20 protein-coding genes and 1 rRNA gene are annotated in these 24,778 nt (G+C 43.6%); 15 read left to right on the top strand and 6 right to left on the bottom strand.

Translation table 11 applies throughout. The features are described 5' to 3' along the window. Positions 1-328 precede the first annotated feature (328 nt). Positions 329-441: ribosomal RNA gene (gene rrf, locus HMPREF9969_RS11410) — 5S ribosomal RNA — on the top strand. A gap of 86 nt (positions 442-527) precedes the next feature. Here the strand turns inward: rrf and HMPREF9969_RS11405 are convergent. Further along, positions 528-761, bottom strand: coding sequence for a hypothetical protein (locus tag HMPREF9969_RS11405; RefSeq protein WP_009435946.1), 234 nt, complete (start codon positions 759-761; stop codon positions 528-530). A gap of 736 nt (positions 762-1,497) precedes the next feature. Between HMPREF9969_RS11405 and HMPREF9969_RS11400 the strand changes: the two genes are divergently transcribed. Next, the gene (locus HMPREF9969_RS11400; protein ID WP_009435966.1) at positions 1,498-1,899 is read left to right on the top strand and encodes a hypothetical protein; all 402 of its coding nucleotides are present in this window, start codon (positions 1,498-1,500) and stop codon (positions 1,897-1,899) included. Between the two features lie 246 nt (positions 1,900-2,145). Here the strand turns inward: HMPREF9969_RS11400 and HMPREF9969_RS11395 are convergent, their stop codons facing one another. Next, on the bottom strand, positions 2,146-2,823 hold the full coding sequence (locus HMPREF9969_RS11395) for an OmpA family protein (protein WP_009435836.1): 678 nt from the start codon (positions 2,821-2,823) through the stop codon (positions 2,146-2,148). 235 nt (positions 2,824-3,058) lie between these two features. Here HMPREF9969_RS11395 and proS point away from each other — a divergent pair, with 235 nt between their 5' ends. The 3 genes from proS to HMPREF9969_RS11380 all read left to right on the top strand — a co-directional run bounded on the left by proS (position 3,059) and on the right by HMPREF9969_RS11380 (position 6,966). Then, on the top strand, positions 3,059-4,540 hold the full coding sequence (gene proS, locus HMPREF9969_RS11390; RefSeq protein WP_009435833.1) for a proline--tRNA ligase: 1,482 nt from the start codon (positions 3,059-3,061) through the stop codon (positions 4,538-4,540). A gap of 96 nt (positions 4,541-4,636) precedes the next feature. Further along, on the top strand, positions 4,637-5,572 hold the full coding sequence (locus HMPREF9969_RS11385; RefSeq protein WP_009435941.1) for a hypothetical protein: 936 nt from the start codon (positions 4,637-4,639) through the stop codon (positions 5,570-5,572). A gap of 230 nt (positions 5,573-5,802) precedes the next feature. Next, positions 5,803-6,966, top strand: a complete 1,164-nt coding sequence (locus HMPREF9969_RS11380; protein WP_232212674.1) for a hypothetical protein — start codon at positions 5,803-5,805, stop codon at positions 6,964-6,966. A gap of 296 nt (positions 6,967-7,262) precedes the next feature. Here HMPREF9969_RS11380 and uvrA read toward each other — a convergent pair whose 3' ends face one another. Further along, the gene (uvrA, locus tag HMPREF9969_RS11375) at positions 7,263-10,091 is read right to left on the bottom strand and encodes an excinuclease ABC subunit UvrA (protein WP_009435811.1); all 2,829 of its coding nucleotides are present in this window, start codon (positions 10,089-10,091) and stop codon (positions 7,263-7,265) included. Positions 10,092-10,236: 145 nt separating this feature from the next. After that, entirely contained in the window at positions 10,237-10,920 is a 684-nt protein-coding gene (locus HMPREF9969_RS11370; RefSeq protein WP_050899979.1) for a gliding motility-associated C-terminal domain-containing protein, read from the bottom strand. A 225-nt stretch (positions 10,921-11,145) separates the two neighbouring features. On the opposite strand from HMPREF9969_RS11370, the gene HMPREF9969_RS11365 reads away from it, so the two are divergent. Genes HMPREF9969_RS11365 through HMPREF9969_RS11355 form a run of 3 tightly spaced genes read left to right on the top strand, consistent with a single transcriptional unit; the run spans position 11,146 to position 14,884 of the window. After that, a complete protein-coding gene (locus tag HMPREF9969_RS11365) occupies positions 11,146-12,555 on the top strand; it encodes a LysM peptidoglycan-binding domain-containing protein (RefSeq protein ID WP_036895689.1) in 1,410 nt (469 codons plus the stop codon). A gap of 26 nt (positions 12,556-12,581) precedes the next feature. After that, entirely contained in the window at positions 12,582-13,331 is a 750-nt protein-coding gene (locus HMPREF9969_RS11360; RefSeq protein ID WP_009435989.1) for a porin family protein, read from the top strand. A gap of 23 nt (positions 13,332-13,354) precedes the next feature. Then, positions 13,355-14,884: a peptide MFS transporter gene (locus tag HMPREF9969_RS11355; RefSeq protein WP_009435908.1), complete on the top strand. Its 1,530-nt coding sequence runs from the start codon at positions 13,355-13,357 to the stop codon at positions 14,882-14,884. A gap of 186 nt (positions 14,885-15,070) precedes the next feature. Here the strand turns inward: HMPREF9969_RS11355 and HMPREF9969_RS11350 are convergent, their stop codons facing one another. Together HMPREF9969_RS11350 and HMPREF9969_RS11345 are read right to left on the bottom strand one after the other, a co-directional pair. Continuing rightward, positions 15,071-16,186: a DNA cytosine methyltransferase gene (locus HMPREF9969_RS11350; protein WP_009435910.1), complete on the bottom strand. Its 1,116-nt coding sequence runs from the start codon at positions 16,184-16,186 to the stop codon at positions 15,071-15,073. A gap of 117 nt (positions 16,187-16,303) precedes the next feature. After that, positions 16,304-17,047, bottom strand: a complete 744-nt coding sequence (locus HMPREF9969_RS11345; RefSeq protein WP_009435786.1) for an Eco47II family restriction endonuclease — start codon at positions 17,045-17,047, stop codon at positions 16,304-16,306. Positions 17,048-17,453: 406 nt separating this feature from the next. Between HMPREF9969_RS11345 and HMPREF9969_RS11335 the strand changes: the two genes are divergently transcribed. From HMPREF9969_RS11335 to HMPREF9969_RS11305, 7 genes are all read left to right on the top strand, one after another. Continuing rightward, entirely contained in the window at positions 17,454-18,878 is a 1,425-nt protein-coding gene (locus HMPREF9969_RS11335; protein WP_009435913.1) for a S8 family peptidase, read from the top strand. Between the two features lie 36 nt (positions 18,879-18,914). Beyond that, positions 18,915-20,216, top strand: a complete 1,302-nt coding sequence (xseA, locus tag HMPREF9969_RS11330; RefSeq protein WP_009435795.1) for an exodeoxyribonuclease VII large subunit — start codon at positions 18,915-18,917, stop codon at positions 20,214-20,216. Between the two features lie 40 nt (positions 20,217-20,256). Then, on the top strand, positions 20,257-20,445 hold the full coding sequence (gene xseB / locus HMPREF9969_RS11325) for an exodeoxyribonuclease VII small subunit (RefSeq protein ID WP_004383232.1): 189 nt from the start codon (positions 20,257-20,259) through the stop codon (positions 20,443-20,445). Positions 20,446-20,535: 90 nt separating this feature from the next. After that, entirely contained in the window at positions 20,536-21,552 is a 1,017-nt protein-coding gene (locus HMPREF9969_RS11320; protein WP_009435884.1) for a branched-chain amino acid aminotransferase, read from the top strand. A 171-nt stretch (positions 21,553-21,723) separates the two neighbouring features. Beyond that, the gene (locus HMPREF9969_RS11315; protein ID WP_009435873.1) at positions 21,724-22,209 is read left to right on the top strand and encodes a ferritin; all 486 of its coding nucleotides are present in this window, start codon (positions 21,724-21,726) and stop codon (positions 22,207-22,209) included. Positions 22,210-22,530: 321 nt separating this feature from the next. Beyond that, the gene (locus HMPREF9969_RS11310) at positions 22,531-23,238 is read left to right on the top strand and encodes a glycoside hydrolase family 25 protein (RefSeq protein WP_009435829.1); all 708 of its coding nucleotides are present in this window, start codon (positions 22,531-22,533) and stop codon (positions 23,236-23,238) included. Between the two features lie 62 nt (positions 23,239-23,300). After that, on the top strand, positions 23,301-24,647 hold the full coding sequence (locus HMPREF9969_RS11305) for a zinc ribbon domain-containing protein (RefSeq protein ID WP_009435793.1): 1,347 nt from the start codon (positions 23,301-23,303) through the stop codon (positions 24,645-24,647). Positions 24,648-24,778 lie beyond the last annotated feature (131 nt).

Here is a 24,778-nt window from a genome sequence, read left to right as displayed (position 1 = left end):
TTTCTTCGGGTCTAGCACTATCCAAGTCGATAGTGCAGACCAGTGACTCAGACTTTGAGCTGTGTAATCTTTAAAATGAAGTAATCAGTTCTAACATACAAGTCTTTGCTTGTGAAAATACGTCACCTTATACGGCTGACAAGTTAGTAGATTAGTTTAGGAGTAGACAAGTTAACAAGTTAAAAGTGTACAAGTAAACGAGTTATTAGTCCGAGAGACTAATATAAAACTACGAATAATCTACTGATAAGAAACGAAGAAATGACAAAAGACAGAAGTGATAACTAGTCAACTTGTCAACTTCATAACTAGTCGATCGAACGAAATATTAGGTGGTTATTGCGTCGGGGTTCCACCTCTTCCCATTCCGAACAGAGAAGTTAAGCCCGTCTGCGCCGATGGTACTGCAATGCAATGCGGGAGAGTAGGTGGCCGCCTTCTTTAATATGAGAGAGCTTCGAAGAGAAATCTTTGAGGCTCTCTTTTTTTGTTCCCTTTTTTGTGGTTCCACTCTCAATTCTATCACCTTATAACTCCTCAACCTCCTCTCCCAAATTCTCTCTCAGCCTTCTCCAAACGAACCTCCACAATCCGCAGGGAAGTAATGTAGATGGAGAGCCATTACTGACCTTCTCTCTCCAATCTTCTTCCCAGCCCTCACCAAACGAATGTTCACCATCGGCAAGAAAGTAATGTAGATGGAGAGACTTTACTGAAATACCATAGACAAGCCTCAAGATGTTTTTATCGACTTGCTTCAATCGTACCTCCGTTTCTGATAAAACATACCTTCGTTTTCGTTAAAACGTATCTCCGTTTTTAATAAAACGTACCTCCGTTTTTAGTGAAACGTACCTCCGTTTTTGATGAAACGATAGTACTTTTTGCTTAAAATGATAGTACTTTATATTTAGGGACAAGTATTTGGTCACACAAGCAGTAGTTTTTTTCTGAAAAGTTGTACAAGTACTGAATGATGAAAGTGGTACGTGTGCAAGAAGAATTAATGTAGAATACAGTAGTATTTAGGCTCAACACATGATGAGTTCATGCTGGATTCCGATAATGTTGATGGTAGGTTGGATTGCTGAATGTTATTCTTAATAGGCGAGGAAAAGCTGATATTTCTGTAAACTGTTGTTTTACAATGATTGAGATAGCGTACAACATCTGTTTACAGCATCTTTGATTGATTCTTTTATAACCCTGTTTTTATATTGAATAAGGCTGAAGGATGAAAAGTTTTAGATAAGTATAGAGTTGGACACACGTATTATTCGGCTGGATTTAATTGATTATGTTATTACAAGAGCGGTAATATATTGGTCAGAGAAGGGAAGAGTTCGTAGAATAATAGAAGCTGAAGTGCATACGTGAATGGATTTGTTTACTCACTTAATTATTTTTAACTGGACTAAACCTTGTAGTATTTGAATAAAGACTATATTTGCAATCAAATAACTTTAAACATTTCTTTTTATTTAAAAACATCATGTTATGAAAAAGATTGGATTATTTGCAGTAGCTTTATTTGCTTTGTGTCTTGTTTCATGTAACCAGAAGAAAGAGCAGAAGAATGCTGATGGTGCAGCAGTAGAAATGACTGATTCGACAAAAGGCGGTGGTCAGGCAGCATCTACGACGGCTGATTCTAAAGATCCAGAAGCACTTCTTGAATCTTATAGTTCTTGTGTAGATGAGTTAGTTGGACTCATGAATAAGATGAAAGCTGGTGATGCGTCAGTTGCTACACAGTGGACACCTGTTTTGCAGAAAGCATTGGAAGTTAGTTCTCAATTAGATATGGTTAAGGACAAGTTGACGCCTGAACAGATGAAGAAATTCTCTGAGATTACTTCAAAGTTGACTGAGGCTTCAAACAGCGTTACGAAGAAGTAGTATCTATAAGATTAGATTTCCCAGGATTAGTGTTACTAGTTTCCTGGGAAATCTTCGTTTTTATCTTATGGAGATATTGGTTATATCCAGTTAAAGGGTATATTTTAATTTACAAATCTAACCGCTATCAGCAATAAAGAAAGAAGTAAGAAGAACCTCAAACGAATTCTTCCTACTTCCTAATATCTACTTCTAATCAAGCAAACCATTGCTCTCTCAGCGTATGGTTACCCGATTTCTTATAGCTTACAAAGAACCATTATTAGCTTGGCGAACCATCTCTTGAGAAGCATATAGGTACACTTCCACACGGCGGTTCTTCTGACTAACAGTCTTATTCTCAATAGGGTTCTGGCTTCCGAAGCCTTCTACCGAACGAATCTGACGGCTAGAAACACCCTGACCTCTCAAGTAAGAAGATACAGCAGACGCACGACGCTGAGAAAGAGGGATGTTAATATTATCGTTACCAGAGGCATCTGTGTAACCTTGAATAGCCACGTCACAGTTTGAATTAGTCTTCATAAGCCCTGCCAACTTCGTTAGATCGTTTTTAGCAGCCGCATTCAAGTTAGAACCATTGAGTGGGAATAGGATACCAGAATCGAATGTTACCTTCACACACTCAAGTCCGTTTGCATCCGTAACCTTATCAACACTAGCGTTAGGGAGCTGTTGTGCAGCTTCACGAGCCACCTTATCCATGTGACGACCGATGATAGCTCCAGCTCCAGCACCTACTGCGCCACCAATAGCAGCACCTATTGCAGTACTCTTACCATTCTTACCTATGATCTGACCAACAATGCCGCCGAGTACAGCACCAGCGCCACCACCGATTAAAGTTCCAGTTCCTTGCTTTGTTTGACAGCTTACGACAGAGAGCACACACAGCCCTGCTGCCATCATTTTCATATTCTTCATAACTGTATATATTATAATGTGATAATTCTCTTTTTACCTTTTCAGCAATCCTCCTTATCGGTTCTCTCTCCTTTAATTCATGCAAAGTTAAACAATTATTGGAGTATTGAGACTATTGCCAACTATTTTTTGTAATTTTGCACAAAGATAGACATTATACCGTTCAAAGGTATGGGGAAATACCTAAAAGGTAGTGGATTTCCCCTAAAACAAGCATTTTGAAGATTATAAATATATGGCAAAAGAACTAAAACACATGACCAAGAGAGCTGAAAACTACTCTCAATGGTACAACGACTTGGTAATAAAGGCCGACCTAGCAGAGCAGTCTGCGGTTCGCGGATGTATGGTTATCAAGCCTTACGGATACGCTATTTGGGAGAAGATGCAGGCTCAACTCGATAAGATGTTTAAGGAGACTGGTGTGCAGAATGCCTACTTCCCACTCCTTATCCCTAAGAGTTTCCTATCAAGAGAGGCTGAACATGTAAAGGGATTCGCTAAAGAGTGCGCTGTAGTCACACACTATCGTTTGAAGGCAACTGACGATGGTAATGCCGTTGAAGTTGACCCTAACGCTAAGTTAGAAGAAGAGTTAATCATCCGTCCAACGAGTGAAACGATTATTTGGAACACCTATAAGAACTGGATCCACTCATGGCGTGACCTGCCACTGATGTGTAACCAGTGGTGCAATGTGATGCGTTGGGAGATGCGCACACGCCCCTTCTTGCGTACTTCAGAGTTCCTTTGGCAGGAGGGACACACGGCACACGCTACTCGTGAAGAGGCCGAGAAAGAAGCACAAACAATGCTTCATGTCTATGCAGACTTCGCTGAGAAGTGGCTCGCCGTACCAGTTGTTCAGGGTGTAAAGAGCGAGACGGAACGTTTTGCAGGTGCTTTGGACACCTACACTATTGAGGCAATGATGCAGGATGGAAAGGCTTTACAAAGTGGTACGTCACACTTCCTTGGACAGAACTTTGCCAAGTCTTTCGATGTTACCTACCTAAATAAAGACAACAAGCCAGAATATGTTTGGGCTACCTCATGGGGCGTTAGTACACGTTTGATCGGTGCCCTCATTATGACACACTCCGATGATAACGGCCTCGTTCTACCACCGAAGATTGCGCCAATACAGGTTGTTATCGTTCCAATCTTCAAAGGCGAAGAGCAGTTGAAAGAGCTAACTGCAAAGCTACAACCCGTCATTGACGGACTTCGAGAGCTTGGTATCACTGTTAAATACGATGATGCTGACAACAAGCGACCGGGCTTTAAGTTCGCAGATTATGAACTCAAAGGTGTTCCAGTGCGCCTTGCAATGGGTGGACGTGACCTTGAGAACAATACAATCGAGCTCATGCGTCGTGACACACTAGAGAAGGAGAGCGTTAGTTTCGATGGTATCGTCGAGCACGTGAAGGCTCTTCTTGATGACATTCAAGACAATATCTTCCATAAGGCGAAGGCGTTCCGTGACTCGCATATCTACGAGTGCGAGAACTACGAAGAGTTTAAAGAGAAGGTGAAAGATGGCGGTTTCTTCCTCTGTCATTGGGATGGTACTGAAGAGACAGAAGCCAAGATCAAGGAGGATACACAAGCCACTATCCGCTGCGTCCCATACATGTTTGAACAGACACCAGGCGTCGATATGGTAAGTGGAAAGCCTGCTAAATATCGCGTCATCATCGCAAGATCATATTAAAAACATATTGTCTCCAATCCGAGGAATCAACTTCTTGGGTTGGAGACAATTGCTTTATACAATATTAATATTCTATTCACTAAAACCCAAAAGCGTATGAAAAAGACATTTCTAACATTCGTTCTCTTATTCACAGCAGTAGCTTTACAGGCGCAAACGCTCATCAAAGCGAATTTTAATAAGGGCGATAAAGCTACCTATGAATATACTGCAAACATTGATTTGGCAAGTATGATGCAAGGCAAAACACTGACTGCCAACGTGACAAGTAAGCTGCATGTCGATGTGAAGGAAGCCAATGCCGAGGGCTATCAGATCGAACTCCTCTTCTCCGATTTAAAGGTAGATGGTGATGAGACAGCACTCCAGCAGGGGGGTGGACAGCTATTGACAATGCTGAACGACGTACCTCTGCTCTATCAAACCGATAAGAATGGTGAACTCAAGAAGTTGCTTAATTCCGAGGAAGCAGTGGGCAAGATGAGTAAGACGGGCATAGCTAAGATTGATTCATTATACGCCAAGAACCCAGAGATCGAAAAGGTTAATCCAAAGATGAACATGCTCATGGCACTTAGTAACACACTCACGGAAGAGTTCATAACAGAGTATGTTAAGGAGCAAACTGTATTCAGTCTCTATGGCAAGACATTGAAGACTGGCGATCAAGAAGATAAGTCGGTTCAGGGCATGAAGACCACTACCTCTTATGATGTCAACCAAATCCTTGGAATGCTCACCGTCGTGGGTAAGGTCAAAGCAAACATGTCAGAAGATGACGTAAAGGGCTTCCTCATCGGTAATATGAAGAAGTTTGGAGTAGGCGACGATGCCGTTTCGCAGATTGAAAAGAACTGGTCACAAATGAGAGCAATGGGCATGACTACTATCTCTTATAACGCCACTGATACCTATCACTTCACCCCTTCTTTCTGGGTGAACGACTATACCACGGAGTCGAGAATGAAGCTCATGGGGATGGACATAAAGGTCAAAGGCGAATATAAATTGGGTGAACATAGTTGGAAATAAGGCGCCTTCCAGCCCCACCTATCCTCCTCGAAAGGGGAGGACTACCTATCGGGAGTGAGCTAGGATAGGGTCATTCCTCTTTTGGAAAGGCTTGTGAAGACTTTAAGGAAACGCCCTCTCCTTACCATTGCAATCTATCTTTTGCGGTAGAATCGTTGCCTAGTTCGCTTTTTATTATTATTTTTGCACAATAAACAAAACCATTTATTACAGCCATTTTAGTACACTCTATGAGAAAAATCTTGGCAATTCTTTGCTTACTAATAACGTGTCAGTGCATTCAAGCTCAGTATTCCGATCGCAATTCAATGCTGCGTAAAGAACTCGTAAGTTACCATCGTAACGGTTTAGGATACTATGAGGTGTTAACGAACAGGATGGTTCCTGAGGTGAATGATGTCGTGGAGAACTATGCTTTCGATAAGTCGACTAATTGCCTTTACGTGCTCACAAAGAACGGAAATGTGGTCATCGTATTGGAAAAGGAGTTTGCTAAATACATCAAGAAACTCAAGGATATACCTCATTTATCGGGCACTGCTCTCACACAAGCTATCGACAAACGCAACCGACAATTAGCCGATAAGTACTATGTGTTGAACCAGCGTCGAGGGCAGGAAATTGCTGATTCCACAGCAAAAGCACAACAGGACTCGCTCGATGAGGTGCTTCATCGTCAGTTGGCAGAGATTGATAGAGCCAATCAGAAGGAGCTGTACCGTCGGAGCCATACGGCGCATGATGTGCCTTTAGGCTCTTCCACCTTGTATTGCACGTTCTGCGATAACACTTTCAATGGCTCGGATGTATCGGAGACAATCGGTATCGACAATGATTCCATCTACTTCTTTACGCAGGAAGATGGCGATCTCGGATTGGATCATAAGGATGTGCATCGAGCACAAATAACTGATGAGTTGCGTGAAGACTCTGCGTTTATGTATCATTGGAAAGCCTTTCAGAAAGAACTATCATTGTCTGATCGCAATAGGCGTAGTGCCTTGGATAACCTGACCGATTCGTATACAAGTTATATCAATGGGCTACGTGAACTCGCACCCTATGGTTACATCAAAGATTGGGATTGGGATGATGAGAACGGATATGTGACTATGAGCCTCTCATTCGTTAATACCCGCAAGAGCAAGATACGCTATATAGCATTCCATTTCATCATCACGAATGATGTCGGGGATGTGCGTTGTCAAGGTGTGTTTAGGGGTACTGGACCTGTAGAAGAGTTCCATACGTGTTCGTGGGAATGGAATGACTCCTCCTATTATACGTGGGGGGACTCGTCGAATATGAAGTTTACAAAGGTAGTTCTCACCTATATGGACGGGTCTCAAAAGATACTAACTGGTGGGAATATAGTCGTAGATGATGACGATTAACAGCCTCTTTAAAGACAGAGCAACAGATGTTTAAGACATAATGCCATGTTTTTTTAGACAAAATGACATAGCGACATATTGTTTTAATGACGTGTTTTTTAGACAAAATGACATAAAGACATATTGTTTTAATGACATATTATTAAGACATAGTAACATAGGAACACGAATCGTAATAACGAAAGAACAAAAATAAGGAAACGCCCTTCTCCATTTGAGAAGGGCGTTTCGTCTTATGGAAGAGAGCCTTTCCTTGCATCAAAGAAACGCCCCCTTCATCTGCAAATAGTAGTTTTTTATTTCAGAATCTTTGCTAAGAAAGGAGCTGTGTGGCTCTCTTTATTCTTGGCAACTACCTCTGGTAGACCTGCTGCAAGGAGCCTTCCACCATTGCGACCACCCTCTGGTCCCATGTCAATGATGTAGTCGGCGAGCTTGATAACATCAAGGTTATGCTCAATGATGAGTACTGTGTTGCCACGATCCACTAGCTTCTCAAGCACGTCCATAAGGATGCGGATGTCCTCAAAATGCAGTCCCGTAGTTGGTTCGTCGAGGATGAATAGCGTCTTACCCGTATCCCTCTTCGATAGTTCCGTAGCCAGTTTGACACGCTGACTCTCGCCTCCCGATAGCGTTGTTGAGCTTTGCCCGAGTTTGATATAACCCAATCCAACGTCCTGCAAAGCCTTTATCTTCGGTAGAATCTGCGGTACATTCTCGAAGAACTCCACGGCCATGTTGACCGTCATATCTAGTACATCTGCAATCGACTTACCCTTGAATCGCACCTCAAGAGTCTCTCGATTGTAACGCTTACCATGGCATATCTCACATGGAACCATTACATCCGGAAGGAAGTTCATCTCGATAGTCTTGTATCCATTACCACCACATGCTTCACATCGTCCACCCCTTACGTTGAAGGAAAAACGCCCTGGTTTGTAGCCTCGGATCTTAGCTTCTGGGAGGTTGACAAACAACTGTCGGATGTCAGAGAATACCCCAGTATAGGTTGCGGGGTTGCTGCGTGGGGTGCGCCCGATAGGACTTTGGTCCACATTCACCACCTTATCTATATTGTCAATGCCCTCTATCTTCTTGTAAGGCATGGGTCGTTTCAATGAGCGATAGAAGTGTTGTGAGAGGATAGGTTGCAATGTCTCGTTGATAAGCGTACTCTTTCCAGAGCCCGAAACACCTGTTACAACAATCAATTCACCTAGTGGGAAGGTTACGTCAACACCCTTTAGATTATTGCCAGTGCAGCCTATCAACTTGATAAACTTGCCGTTTCCTTTGCGTCTTTCAGTGGGTATCTCTATCTTACGTTCACCATTGAGATATTGTGCCGTGAGCGTGTGCTGCTTGAGCATATCAGCCGGTTTCCCTTGGAAGACGACCTCTCCTCCTTTTCTTCCAGCCTTTGGACCGATGTCAACAATCCAATCGGCAGCACGCATCATATCCTCATCATGTTCCACAACAATCACCGTGTTACCCATGTCGCGCAGCTCTTTTAGGGAATTGATAAGTCGCTCGTTGTCACGTTGATGCAGTCCGATAGAAGGTTCATCGAGGATATAAAGCACGTTGACAAGCTGCGATCCAATTTGAGTGGCTAGTCTGATACGTTGGCTTTCACCGCCAGATAGCGTTGCACTTTGTCGATTGAGAGCCAAGTAATCAAGTCCCACTTCCAATAGAAAGTTAATGCGTTTGCGTATCTCCTTCACGATCTCTGTGGCTATAACTCGCTGTTTTTCCGTCATGTGTTCCTCGACATGATCAATCCAATCCTTCAGTTCGCTGATATCCATGTTGGCAAGTTCTGCGATGTTTTTATCCCATATCTTATAGGATAAAGCCTCCCGATTGAGTCGCTGCCCATGGCATTCTGGGCAAGTAACCTCGGCTATGAACTGGTCAGCCCACTTCTTCCCGGCAGCCGAATCATCACTTTCCATGATCGTGCGGAGGTATTTGATGATACCATCAAAGGATACGAAGTAATCCGAAGAGGTGTGAACAAGTTCCTTGGCAATCTTTAGTTTCTCCAAAGAACCGTATAGAATCTCATCCATGCACTCCTTGGGAATGTCTTTAACGGGTGTTTTTAAGGTACAATCATACTTCTTCAATAGGGCTTCAATCTGCCAGAATATCATCTGATTCTTATACTTCCCTAATGGTACGATAGCCCCTTCATAGATATTCAAAGCGTCATCAGGGATCACTTTCTTTAGGTCGATTTCATCAATTACACCTAGTCCTTTGCAATGCGGACAAGCCCCTTCTGGGGAATTGAAAGAGAAGATGTTGGGGGCAGGGTCTTTATATGCAATACCCGTAACAGGGTCCATGAGACGTTTAGAGAAATATTTTGCTGCACTCGTCTCATTATCCAGTATCATAATCAAACCATCGCCTTGTTTCATCGCAGTAGCGATAGTTTTCGATAGACGTTCACGTTGGGTGGCATCTTCCGTGTCGCTGAGTTTCATCTTATCAATGACCACTTCGATGTTATGGTTCTTGTATCTATCCACCTTCATACCGCGTGTGAGTTCCTCAATTTCACCATCTATACGGATGTAAAGATAGCCCTTTCGTCGCATTTGCTCAAATAGTTCGCGATAGTGACCCTTACGGTTTCGAACCAAAGGAGCCAATATGTAGATCTTACGTTCACGATAGTCAGCCATGATCATATCGACGACCTTCTCCTCAGTGTACTTCACCATCTTCTCCCCACTCATATATGAGAAGGCCTCACCAGCACGTGCGTAAAGCAAGCGAAGATAGTCATATATCTCCGTCGTAGTGCCCACTGTGGAGCGAGGATTCTTATTCGTCGTCTTCTGTTCGATAGAGATTACAGGCGAGAGTCCCGTTATCTTGTCCACATCTGGGCGCTCCATATTACCGAGGAAGTTGCGAGCATAGGCGGAGAAGGTCTCTATGTATCTTCGTTGACCCTCTGCGAAGATGGTATCAAAGGCTAGAGAACTCTTCCCCGAACCCGATAGTCCAGTGAAGACAGTGAGTGAGTTGCGTGGAATAGTTATGTCTATGTTCTTCAAGTTGTGTACTCTTGCACCGAAGACTTCTATCTTTTCGTTCATATCTGTGTGTTGCTTATAAGATAAATAATGGTGAGTTAGGAATGAGGAGTGGTGAGTTAAGAATTATCCTAATGATGATTTATGAATGGGGAGTGGTGAGTTAGGAATTATCCTAATGATGATTTATGAATGAGGAGTTGTGTGTTTAGGGTGTTAATTGGTTGTATCCCCTTAGCAGATTGACGTCGCGCCGAATATTAAAACGCCTTCCGTCAGCTCCTTTTGCCGTCACATTCACAAAGTAAGTGCCCTCAGCTACATCCTTACCTTTATACTTTCCATCCCATCCACCAGCAGGGTCTGTCCACTCATAGAGCTTCTGTCCCCATCGATTGAATATAACTGCTTTGAACTCAATGATACTCTTGTAGCCTGTTTTCGCTCGATAGATATCATTGATACCATCGCCATTTGGAGTGAAAACATTAGGCATTTGCAAGCTGCTTTCACTAATAGATACGCTTATAGGATTATAACGAGTTGTGTCTCCATTGAGTATCTCGTAAAGCACAATCTGTGTATTACCTGCCTTCGTGAAAGTGTATTCTGTGTCTTCATCATAACGTATCAGAAAAGCCTCACGAGGGCTTGTTTGTGCAAAGAAATGCCATTCATAATGCGTTGCAGGGTCATTCGTTGTAGGCGCATTAGCCTTCAGTTTCATCGTTAAAGGTGCCGATCCTGTGTAATTATCACCTGCATTTATCGTCATAACTTCGCCATTCTCATCGTTATAAGAGCCTGTTGGCTGGCAATCCTGTGCCTTTGTATAGACCGTGACAAGCATTGACAAAAGCAGTAATAAGAATCTTGTATATTTATCTCTCATCTCTTTTACCTTACAATTCAACGTCTCCAAAAGGATAATCGTGCAAATATAAGCATTTTTTCTCACACCTACAAGCAAAACAGAAAAGCGATGGTTGATATACAAGAAGCCATTATCTATTTTACGTTTTTTTGCTCTCTACACCTGTTGATTACAGATTTCTTTTGTATATTTGCACATGTATTTGCATATAAGTAATAGTTTGTAAACCCAAAAGATATGTGCATGAAAAATTATTTAAGATATCTCTTATTGCTATTCACAGTCCTGATTAGCTGTAGCGTGATGGCTCAGAATGTTGTATGGCGTGATCAACATCAAGTGAAACGCAAGGAGACTATATTCGGAATAGCCAAAGAGTACGGTGTAACTATCCAACAGTTGATAGATTCCAACCCTATTATGAAGACCCCAGGATATGAACTGAAAAAGGGTGCACTCATACTTGTTCCGTTTGCAAAAGATGGTGATTTCCGCCCTGATGGGTCGATTATGGGCAAGACAGTAAAGCCTTCCAAAGCTGATAAAGAGGCTAAGAAGAAAGGCGCAAATGCGGCTGCTATCGCAAAACAAGAGAATGCTATTCATGTTGGAATCATGCTCCCTCTCCATAATCAAGATGGTGATGGCAAGCGCATGATAGAGTTTTATCGAGGTGTGTTGTTAGCCCTCAACGAGATGAAGAGTGAAGGTATTACAACCGACGTACATGCTTGGAATGTTCCAAAGGATGCTGACATCCGTACTACCTTATCAGATCCTAATGCCTCAAAACTTGACCTCATCTTTGGTCCTCTCTACTCTGATCAGGTGAAGCCATTGGCTGACTTCTGTCGAGCACATGGCACAAAGCTCGTTATCCCATTCTCAATAACAGGCAACGAAGTAGAGAATAACCCTAATATCTTTCAAGTGTATCAAACCGATGAGAGCTTGAATAGCAAGGCTATTGCGTCTTTCTTAGAGCGTTTCCAGAAGTCTCATCACCCTGTATTCATTAATTGCAACGATGCAAACAGCCAAGTGGGCAACTTCACCTCATTGTTGCGTAAGCAGTTAGACATACTGAAGATTAAGTATTCCCTTACTAGTCTCAAGTCGTCGGCAGCCGACTTTGCAAAGCGATTCGATAAGACTCGACCTAATGTAGTTATCCTTAACTCTGAGAAGAGTCCGCAGTTAAATGAGGTGTTTGCCAAGTTAGCACAACTCAAGAAGACTAATCCTGGTATCGCAATAGCCCTCTATGGCTATAATCAATGGTTCGTTTACCAAGATTACGACTTAGATAACTTCTTCAGATATAACACCTACATCCCTTCCACCTATTATTATAATAAATCGTCAGAGAAGACGAAGTCGCTTGAAGCTAAGTATAATGAGCAGTATGACGAACCAATGGCTAAGCAATACATACCCCGTTTGGCACTCACTGGTTACGATCAGGCGCAATTCTTTGTACGTGGAATTAAAGCACAGGGAAAGGACTTCAAGGGTGTATATAGCGATGTGAAGTATCGCCCACTACAAACTCGTTATAACTTCGAACGTGTAGGGCAGGGAGGATACATCAATAACAACTTCCAGTTGATACACTTTACTACTGACCAGAAGATGGAGAATCTCGTTTATTAACCATCGCTGGTACAGCTGCTTATAATATGAGAAATAAGACATTAAGCATATTCCTTCTGCTCTTACTTATGCTTCCTATGCGTGTTGCAGCACAAGTGGGAGAACATCGTGACGACCTTTCCATTGGTGTTAATGGTGGTTATGCCCTTTCTAATGTGGGCTTTAGTCCAAAAGTGTCACAGTCTCTTCATGGGGGAATAACAGGTGGTTTGAGTGTTAGATACGTATGTGAAAAGTATTTCAATACCATCTGCTCCATCTATGGAGAGGTCAATTACGCTTCTATCGGATGGCAGGAAAAGATACAGACAGGCACTGATCAACCTGTTATCAACGCCAATGGACAAGCAGAGAAGTACTCCCGAACAATCAATTATATTCAGATTCCAGTCTTTGCACACCTTGCTTGGGGCAAAGAGCAGCGTGGTTTCAACTTCTTTGTACAAGCTGGTCCACAGATAGGTGTCTATCTGAACGAGTCAACCAACATGAATTATACCACTCCAAACCTCGCTACTGACGGCACAGGACGTAGTAATGTCACCATCGAACAAGAGTCGAAAGCAGTAGAGAAGAAGTTCGATTATGGTATAGCAGCAGGCTTAGGAATGGAATGGAGCAGCCGTCATGTGGGGCACTTCCTACTTGAAGGGCGTTATTACTATGGACTAGGAAATATCTACGGAAGCACTAAGAGAGATTATTTCGGTAAGTCGAACTTTGGGAATATAGTAGTAAAAGCAACCTATCTATTCGATATCAAAAGAACAAAGTAATATTAACCTAGATTTTTATCATTATGTTTGAAAACCAACCAAAAGCGCTTTATGCCTTGGCACTAGCCAATACTGGCGAGCGGTTCGGATACTACACAATGTTGGCAGTATTCGCTTTATTCTTGAGAGCAAACTTCGGATTAGAGGCCGGAACAGCGGGTCTAATCTATAGTATCTTCCTCGGTTTGGTCTATTTCTTGCCCTTAATTGGAGGCTTCATGGCCGACAAGTTCGGGTACGGAAAGATGGTAACCATTGGTATTGCTATTATGTTTGTCGGTTATCTCTTCCTATCTATTCCATTGGGCGGAGGCTCTATTGCGTTCATAGCTATGCTAGCGGCTCTGTTGCTAATCAGCTTTGGAACGGGTCTATTTAAGGGCAATCTGCAGGTTATGGTGGGTAATCTCTATGACACACCAGAGCTTGCTGGCAAGCGCGATTCGGCGTTCTCAATCTTCTACATGGCAATCAATATTGGTGCACTCTTTGCTCCAACGGCTGCCGTAAAGATTCAGTCTTGGGCAGAGGCAACGCTCCATTGCAGTAGCAATGACGCTTATCACTTCTCATTCGCAGTAGCTTGTGTATCATTAATCGTGTCTATGGCAATCTATTATGGGTGCCGTCGTATGTTCAAACACGTTGAGGGTGGCAACGGGAAGACCGAGAAGAAGGATACAACTGTTGCTGAAGAAGAACTCACCCCACAGCAGACAAAGGAGCGCATTGTGGCTCTCTGTCTTGTTTTTGCAGTCGTTATCTTCTTCTGGATGGCGTTCCATCAGAATGGTCTGACGCTTACTTACTTTGCTAATGAGTTTGTAAGTCCTGTTTCAACAGGCGTTCAGAGCATGGCATTTGATGTAGTCAATCTAGTCATGATCGTACTCATGGTGTATAGTGGTATGACCTTCTTCCAGAGCAAAACAGCAAAAGCAAAGGCAATCTCAGGCGTTGTCTTCCTCGTAGCAGTATTAGTTTTAATGTGGAAATACAGAGAGCTTTCAGGCTCAGTAGAGGTTAGTGCACCTATCTTCCAGCAGTTCAATCCATTCTATGTGGTAGCCCTCACACCAGTAAGTATGGCTATCTTCAGTTCGTTGGCAGCCAAAGGTAAGGAGCCTTCAGCACCTCGCAAGATAGCATACGGTATGATCGTTGCAGGTTGCGCCTACTTCCTTATGGTCATGGCATCGCAAGGTTTGCTCACACCTAACGAGCAGGCAGCAGCAAAGGCAGCAGGTGGAGCAACCCCATTTGCGTCAGCCAACTGGCTAATTGGTACTTATCTCGTCCTCACCTTTGGTGAGTTATTGCTCAGTCCGATGGGTATCAGCTTCGTTAGTAAGGTAGCTCCTCCAAAGTATAAGGGCGCAATGATGGGCGGATGGTTTGTAGCCACAGCAATCGGAAACCTCCTTGTCAGCGTTGGAGGATACCTTTGGGGAGGTTTGTCACTCACCATTGTTTGGTCCGTATTCATTGTTCTTTGCCTCATTTCAGCCGCCTTCATGTTCCTCATGATGAAGCGTTTAGAGAAAGTGGCATAAGCTATTAAGATAACAGGAAACGCCCTTCTTCATTTGAGAAGGGCGTTTCTTCATTATGAAGAGAGCCTTTCCTTGATAGAAGGAAAGGCTCTCTTTGTGGGGAAGAAGGCGTTAGTTGTGTTTTTGTTTAGTTCCAGTTGGATAGGAATAGTTCCTTGATAATAAGGATAAAGCGACTTTGCTTTATCAATTCAAGGCTTCAATATCATTCAACAACCTAATTAGTGAGCGCCCAACAGCAGCTGCCAAGTTCACGAGGACAGCGTTTCCAATCTGTTTATATTGTGCCGTCATATTTCCACAAAACTCCCAATTATCAGGGAAAGTCTGTATTCGTGCATACTCCCGAACCGTTAATGGACGTGTTTCGGTTGGGTGGCAGCGTTCCGTTTGCTTCATTGCTGGCGCACAGGTAAGCGTTAATGAAGGGTCATCTAAGGATAATCTTCGTGCAATCCCAGTTCTTCCACCTCCCATATTATAGCTTGCTTTCATGTATTCACGTTGCAAGTCGTCTGGTAAATCTCGCCAATTCCCACCCATGGGAACCCTTTCCATGATCTCTCTTTTACGCTTCGGATATTGTTGTCCGATGGATTCTGGAACATCACAATCATATAAGACTCCCTTAAAGAAAGCGTCTCTCAAGTTAACAACTCGATGATAAGGAGAGGGGTAATGAAATGATACTCTGTTGGCTAAGTCATTCCTAATTGCAATCAAGATGAGGCGTTCTCTCTTCTGTGGCACTTGATATTGTATAGCCTTTAAGATTTGTGGTTCCACCAAAGTATAGCCTAAGTCAGCTATCACACTCTTAATCACTTCAAACGTATGTCCATGGTCATGAGTATATAAACCACGCACATTCTCCCCCATAAATACCTTTGGTTTCACCTCTTTTACGGCTCTAGCAAGTTCGAAGAAGAGAGTTCCTCGTGCATCTTCAAAGCCAGCTTTATTACCTGCATAACTAAAGGCTTGACACGGGAAACCGCCTGAAAGGAAGTCAACCTTCCCCTCATAATCCTTGAAAGAGACATTATGAATATCATTCTCCACCACGTTCCACGATGGTCGGTTGTGCCTAAGTGTGGCACAAGCAGCCTTGTCGAACTCATTGAGAAGGACGTGTTTAAAGCCTGCACTCTCCATCCCTAATGCCAGACCACCACCCCCTGCAAACAGCTCAATAGAGGTGAAGTCCCTTATAGGTTGTACTTTGCTTTCTTCTTCCCAGTTACTATTAATCATGGTCTCTACTTGTGGAATACCCATCAACTGATGTGCATAGAACCCCACCTGACCATTCTCTCCTTTCTCTAATACGAGTTTCCCTTGTTAACCCATGTATTAATAGTATGAATAGATACGCCTAGTATGTCTGCAATATTGTTTATCGTAAAGAATAACTCCATGTTAAAAGCGATTAAAACCTTCGTAATTCTCAAAGGCAAGTAGGTATAGGCTCTTGAACGTATCAGCAGAGACTTCCTGCAATTCACTATATACTCTGTTCTCTATCAAATTCTCATGTGTATCGCTGATTACGTCATCCAGAATCCTTGGAAGAGCCTTGCAGAGTTTCATAAAAGCATTAGGATCACCAAAGACAATGTCATAGAACTTATCTATAGATACTCTTCTGATATTGTCGTGTTCGTATTGTTGATTATCCAAGGTAATCTTCCATGGTCTATCTTGGCTCTGTTTGGCAATGACTTCAACAAGCATACAAGTTGAATTAGACACTCTCAAGAGTTGATCCTGCATCTTTATATATGTTGTTTGGGCTGTGTCACTATTCATTGTGTTGTACTTGTTCTTCATTTCTACATATATCTTCCTTCTGTCATTAGCGACATCGAAGCCCGTTTCTGGTACATACCAACCATTACCAGCATAGCTAAATAGGTTCTGATGAAAGTATTCTATATGGTTATTATTGGCTTTGTCTATTTGCCTAATACACTCTGATTCAATGATCTCCTCAAATGTTTTACCATATACCTTGGCATCAAAAGTGAGCTTAATGGGGTCTATCACGTTCTTATTAAACCTCGCTAAATCTATAAGAGCCTTATATTTTAAGACTGTATTCTTTACGTGATTGAAGATGTCAACATCGGAGATAAACCCTAAATTGTAAGTTCCTTGTGCCATAATATATGTAATTTAAAAACGTAACAAAGGTACAATTTAAATTATATTATCCCATCCTATCCATTGCTTTTTTGTGTTAGCTCCATTGCTGATTGGCGTAGCTTCCGAAAGAAAAGTGTTATGTTTGAATAACAGGAAACACCCTTCTTCATTTGAGAAGGGCGTTTCTTCATTATGAAGAGAGCCTTTCCTCGAGAGAAGGAAAGGCTCTCTTTGTGGGGAAGAAGGCGTCTCTTTCATTTCACAAATAAATCTCTTTGGGTTGAAGAGGTAACTTCTAAGGCGGAAGATGGTTTATTGTCTAGACCCTAAAAAAGCAAAACATCTGGCGGAACGAATCATAATTTTAGCGAAAAAGACAGCCTGGTAATCCGTATTTCAATTATTTTGTGTAAGTTTGCATATTATGAGTCGGAACCATCTAAAGATTTATCTTGTATGCTTATTCGCCTTCATTACATCCTTCGTTGAGGCTAGTAATGATGGAAAAGGCTATATTGCTTACCCTGGCGGGAAGTGTTATATGTTTCGTGTGACGCTCCGTGACAAGGGACAATCGCCTTATTCGCTAGATAAACCGAGTGCCTTTTTGTCTGAGGCGGCGCTGAAACGACGTCAAAGACAGCACTTGACGTTGGACTCAACGGACCTTCCTGTATCGCCAACCTATATCCAGAAGATACGCAAAGAGGGTGGGAATGTGGTTGCAATAAGCAAGTGGAACAACTCAGTCTTGGTGCGTGGAGGGAACAGACAGACGTTAGAAGATCTCAAGGTGTTGTCTTTTGTGAGAGATAGCAAGCTCGTTTTCACCTCTCCCGACTCTATTCGTCCTTTGTCACAACGCGTTCGCTGTCGGTCAGACTTGCAAGTGCTCGATTCCACCATACATGATTATTATGGTATGGGAAAGGCACAGTTGGAGAATCTCAATGGTCGGAAGTTGCACAACATGGGCTTTCAAGGACAGGGAATGACCATCGCTGTGCTTGATGCAGGCTTCATGAACGTGGATAAGATGGCTGCTTTTAAGAATGTCAACATCGTTGGAACGCATAATTTCGTTGCTGGTTATGATGCTGATGTGTACAAGGAAATGGATCACGGAACGAAGACTTTATCCGTTATAGCAGTCAATCAACCCTCTACCTTCGTAGGTTCTGCACCGAAAGCGAGCTTTTGGTTGTTGCGTTCGGAGGATTATCTCACAGAGAGCTCAGCGGAGGAAGACTACTGGATAGCCGCTGCTGAGTTTGCTGACTCCGTCGGTGTCGATGTCATTAGTTCGTCTTTAGGCTATCACGGCTTCGATGATAAGAGTTTAAACTATCATTATTCCGACCTCAATGGAGTGACGGCACCCATCTCAAGGGCGGCTTCCTTGCTTGCATCCAAAGGCATTATCCTTGTCAACAGTGCGGGGAATGATGGCATGGGACCATGGAAGAAGATCAATGTACCAGCCGATGCGCATGACATACTCACGGTAGGTGCGATTGCACCAGACGGCATTAATGCAGCTTTCTCATCGATCGGTCCAACCGCAGATAATCGAGTGAAACCAGACGTGATGGCGTATGGTTGTCCAACAAATGTGGTATCGGGTAGGGGATATATAACGCCCGATACGGGTACTTCCTTTGCTTGTCCGTTGGTGGCAGGGATGGTTGCTTGCTTGTGGCAAGCCGCTCCTAACACGTGTGCAAAGGACTTGATAGAGGTGATTCGGCAGACATCTAATAATCATCTGACGCCCAATAACATCATGGGTTATGGTGTTCCCGATTTCATGGAGGCGTATCATCAGGTGGTATTGCCTAAGGATAAGTAATGTAATTTACACCTTATTATATATATAGAAGCACACATGACGACAAAAGCACTCACCCTCTATGAACTGAACGCATTGGTATCGGATGTTATCAGTAGCACCTTGTCGCGTTCTTACTGGGTTGAGGCTGAATTGTCCGAAGCACGTGAGAGCCGTGGACACTGTTATATGGAACTGATTGAGAAGGACGCTCGTGGCAATGTTCCCATTGCACGTGCTCAAGCCAAGTGTTGGCATAATGTGTGGGCGGAGATACAGCCTTCTTTCATCAAGATAACGGGTCAGACGATCCATGCGGGTATGAAAGTTATGTTGCTTGTGCACGCTCAGTTCCATCCTCAATATGGGTTTTCTTGGATTGTAGATGACATCAATCCCGAGTTTACCATGGGCGACATGATGCGCAAACGACAGGAGATTATCCGACAGCTAAGGGCAGAAGGCGTCTATGACTTGCAACGCGAATTGTGCTTGTCGATGTTTGCTCAACGCATAGCCGTCATCTCCTCCGAGACAGCAGCAGGTTATGGCGACTTTTGCAATCAGTTACTTCATAACGAGTTTGGGCTTGCCTTTCATGTAGAACTGTTCCCCGCAGTGATGCAAGGAGACCAAGTTGAACAGAGCATTATCAATGCTTTGAACCTAATTAACGAACGGGAAGAGGATTTCGATTGCGTTGTTATCATCCGAGGAGGCGGTGCGACAGCCGATTTGAGTGGTTTCGACACCTTGAATCTGGCGGAGAATGTGGCGAACTTCCCACTCCCGATAATCACAGGAATTGGTCACGAACGTGACGAGAGTGTGCTGGATATGGTTTCATTCATGCGTGTGAAAACCCCAACAGCAGCTGCCGCTTACCTTATCAATCAGTTGGCTGCAACGCTGGCAAGGGTTGAGAACGCACAAGCAAGCATTGTGGAGGCTGTTCAACGCAGGTTAGAACGGGAGAAGATGCACATACAACACATTGCAACTCACATCCCCATGCTCTTTTCTGTGGTGCGTACTCAACAGGAAGCACGGCTCGACAGTCTTTCACAAAGGTTGGTGAATAGGATGAAGGAAAGGCTTTCTAAAGCCCGTTACGACCTTGATTCGATGATGCGATATGCTATTCCCACCCTTGTAGGATGCCTTTCTAACGAGCAACGTCGCATAGATATGCTCGCTCAACGTGCCCAACTGATGGATCCGAAGCTGCTTTTAAGTCGAGGATATAGCATTACCTTACACAATGGGAAGGCTGTTCGCCATGCCTCACAGCTGAAGGCTGGAGACGTTATCACCACTCGCTTTGAGCAAGGAGAGGTGGAGAGTGTGGTGAAGAAATAGCTAGGAGGAATCCTTTAAACCCTTTAATACAATCAAGAAGATGAAAGAAATGAAATATGAAGACGCCGTTCAGCAACTCGAGAGCATAGTTGACAAGATGGAACGAGGCGAACTCGATGTTGATTCAATGGCTGCTCAACTGAAGCAAGCACAGGCACTTGTGAAGCTGTGTAAGCAGAAGCTCAAGCACACCGATGATGAGATTCAAAAGCTGTTAGCCAATCAGTAGCAATAAAGCGAACGATGGGTTACAGGGAAAGATAGATTTGTTTACTTTTGCATTAGGCTATAGCAGGATGCAATTAAATACTTATATGATATGAAAGATATAGATTGGAAGAGTTTGACATTCGGTTATCTACGCACCGACTACAATGTTCGTTGTTATTACCGAGATGGTAAGTGGGGCGAAGTAGAGGTCTGTTCGGATGAGTACTTGAAGTTACACATGGCTGCAACGTGCCTCCACTATGGTCAAGAAGCATTCGAGGGACTGAAGGCTTACCGCTGTCCTGATGGCAAGGTACGCATCTTCCGAGCAGAAGAAAACGCCGCTCGTTTGCAGAGCACAGCCCGTGGTATTGTCATGCCAGAGGTTCCAACCGAGCTATTCGTTGATATGGTGAAGAAGGTGGTACGCCTCAATCAAGAGTACATCCCACCTTATGAGAGTGGAGCAACGCTCTATCTGCGCCCGTTACTATTTGGTATTACAGCAGGCGTGGGCGTTCGTCCAGCAACAGAATATTGTTTCTTGATCTTTGCCACACCAGTAGGTCCTTACTTCAAAGGCGGTTTCTCTTCCAATCCATACGTCATTGTGCGTGACGTCGATCGTGCTGCTCCACTGGGAACAGGTATGTTTAAGGTGGGAGGAAACTATGCCGCTTCATTGAGAGCCAATAAGATGGCGCATGAAAAAGGGTATGCTTCGGAGTTCTATCTGGACGCTAAAGAGAAGAAATATGTTGATGAGTGCGGTGCAGCTAACTTCTTCGGAATCAAGAATAACACCTATGTTACGCCGAAGTCAACGTCTATCTTGCCTTCAATCACTAATAAGAGTCTCATGCAGATAGCCGAAGACTTGGGTATGAAAGTCGAACGCCGACCTGTTGCGGAGGATGAGTTAGACAGCTTCGAAGAGGCTGGTGCATGTGGTACAGCAGCTGTTATCTCACCTATTTCACACCTCGATGACTTGGAGACAGGCAAGGTTTACAACTTTGGAGATAAGCCCGGACCATGGTCAACAAAGCTCTATGAGACCCTTCGAGGCATCCAATACGGTACGATCGAAGACAAACATGGATGGACAACTGTCGTTATTGAGTAGGCAAGAAGGCGTTATTTATATTGTGATTAAATTATCGGTATAATCCGTCGTAAGCAATGTTTTCTGCACAAGAAGTTTGGTCTTGTGCAGAAAAAGTGGTACCTTTGCAGTCGGAATTACAATAACGACAGATACAAATAAGGTTTATTTAGAATTTAAAAAGGTATAACAATGAGTATTACAAGTAAGATGCAAGACGCATTCAATGCGCAGATTATAGCTGAAATGTATTCGTCTAATCTCTATCTCCAGATGTCTTGCTGGTTCCGTAAAGAGGGCTGGAAGGGCTTCTCTAGTTGGATGTATAAGCAGGCAGAAGAGGAGCGTTCACATGCCATGGACATGGCTCAGTTCATTCTACATCGTGGTGGTGAGGTTGTGTTGACAGCAATTGATGCAGTCAAGACAAGCTGGTCTGATCCTAAAGAAGTATTCGTTGACACATTGGCACATGAGCAGAAAGTAACTGAACTCATCAACAAGTTAGCTGATATAGCAGATGAGGAAAAGGATCGCGCATCGCAGAACTTCATCGCAAAATACATCGATGAGCAAGTTGAAGAGGAGCGTAATGTACAAGACATACTCGATTCTTTCGCTCACTTGTCAAGCCATGCTATTGCACACATCGATAGCAAGTTAGGCGATCGTAAGTAATATTGGCATAGCAGATAATACTAACGAGGCATATAACTTCTCGTATTTCTGAATTAAGGGAAACGCTCTTCTCCATTCGAGAAGGGCGTTTCTTCGTTAGGAAGAGAGCCTCTCCTTGCCATGAAGGGAGGCTCTCTTTGCTGTGACGAAAGCCTCTCTTCCCATCCAGATGGGCTTTCAAGTTCATTCAAAAAGGCAGAATTTCACGTTGGGGAAACGCCTCTTTCTCACCCTCTTACACAAAGTTAAATTAAGTTTCTAAGCCCTTAAATCTATTCGTACACAGGCTTTATATCAACATAAAACACTACCTTTGCAGGTATGAAAATGAAATATTTACTATCAATCATAGTCTGTTTGTGCTCATTCACAGGCTTGCGAGCGCAATACACCATACAATGTGAGGACACATGTAGCCATATTCATGGTCTTGACATGAGCCATTATCAGGGTGATGTGTGGTGGGAGACGGTTGCAGAAAACAGCAATCATAAACTCAATTACGTCTATCTGAAGGCTACCGAAGGCAGTGGCAGAATTGATCAAAGATACCTCGATAATATTGAGGCGGCGCAACGCTATGGTATGAATGTCGGTTCTTACCATTTCTATCGTCCGTCGGTTCCGCAGTTAGAACAGCTCCGCAATTTCCAAACTCAGTGCCGCCCGCAGGATCAAGACCTGATTCCTATGGTCGACATAGAGACTACTGGCGGTCTAAGTGCGCAGGCTTTGCGTGATAGCTTACAGACATTCTTGGTGCTAATGACTAAGGCGTATGGGGTGAAACCATTGGTATATACCTATACAAACTTCTATAATCGTTACCTCGTTGGGGCGTTAGATGAATACAAGCTATTCATTGCGCAATACAATAACAAGGAGCCGGTACTGTCCGACGGACATGATATTCTTGCCTGGCAGTACACTGGTAAGGGGCGAATTAATGGTGTGAATGGATACGTCGACAAGAGTCGTTTACTCGGAAGACATAGTATGCGAGAACTGAGATACAGGCGACGACGATAAGAGATACGCCTTGAAAGAATAAGAAAATATCATTTGCAATAATCGAATAATACGTTAGATTCATGATAATTAAATGTCCTGAATGTGGTCATCAGGTGAGCGATAAAGCTCCAGTGTGCCCTAGCTGTGGTGTAGAAATAGCCGGACATATCATTAAATGCAGCCATTGTGGGGAGTTATACCTAATAGAAGAGGCTTCATGTCCTAATTGTCATCACACGGAAACGGACGTTGCTAAGGCTGTGGCAGCGGTTGAGAAGGAGGTTGTGGACGCTCCGAAGGAGGCGAACGCATCATCGGCTGTAGAAGAGATAACCGAAGGGGTGGCAGCAGAGGAGGTGCATGATAGTCTTGAAAATGCGCCTTCTGACGAGCCAATCGTTGTGGGTTTGCCAGCGGAGGAACCGACTATAACGGATGCAGATGATGAAGAAGATAATGTCGTAGATGCGGCATTTATCATGGATAATGATAAGGATGCTGCTGTGCTAGATGCGGCTGAACGACTTGAAGAAGAGGGTTCGGAAAGTCAAGAGCAGGAGCAATCTAAGAAGCATAATCACACTTCTCTGGCTGTCTCATTGCTCATTGCTGTCATCACAGCTGCCGTCTTGCTCTTCCTTTATAACCAAGGAGTTCGGAATAACAAGACGAATGATGAACAGGAGGAATACGCCCAGGCAATGGCAAGCAGTGAGCCTACTGTTATGCAAAATTACCTCAAGCAATATCCAGATGCACCTAAGGCGCACCGCGATAGTGTGTCGTTACGTATAAAGGCATTGCATACGACAGATACTGACTGGGCTTCGGTTGCAGCAAGCAACTCGAAGGAAGCAATGCAGGCTTACCTCTCTAAGCACCCTAACTCGCCTCACAAGCAGGAGTTGCAAGCAAAGATTGATGAGATGGATTGGGCTACGGCAGTGAAAAAGAACGATGAGGACGCTTATGCCGGTTACCTTGCTATGCACCAGAATGGCGCACATGCTGCTGAGGCTGACGCTATTTTAAAGAAGTTGATGAAGCATACTGTGGCTGACGCAGACAAGTCTAGTGCTGTAAATGCAGTCCGTCAGCTGTTGCAAGGGATAAATAGTAAGAGCAACGAAAAGATAGCTGGCGCTGTAGCTAGCCAACTGAACTTCCTCGGGTCGGCTGGTTCTACAGCAAAGGACATACAGAGTTATATGCACAATAGGCTCTATCAAGCTGACGTGAAGACGGTGAATTGGCATCTCGGGTCGCCTGCTGAGGTGACAAAAGACAGCAATGACGATGACGCACCCTTGAAGATTAAGGTGCCTGCGACGCTTAGCATAGAGCGTGAAGGCGGTACTTCCAACCGCAAGTACATGATTTCTGCAGTTGTGAAAGGCGGTAGAATCACGCAAATCAACTGGAACTAAACGGAAAAGAAAGATTGTTTTAGAAAATAGGAGACGTTCTTCTCGAATAGAGAAGGGCGTCTTTTCGTTATGAAGAAGGCGTTTCCTTGTATTGAAGAGAGGCTCTCTTTAATGCAAAGAAGGCGTTTCCT

It is taken from the genome of Prevotella sp. oral taxon 306 str. F0472 (genome assembly GCF_000257925.1).
In the GTDB taxonomy this organism is placed as follows: Bacteria; Bacteroidota; Bacteroidia; order Bacteroidales; family Bacteroidaceae; genus Prevotella; species Prevotella vespertina.
This window is presented reverse-complemented; position numbering and strand designations above follow the sequence as displayed.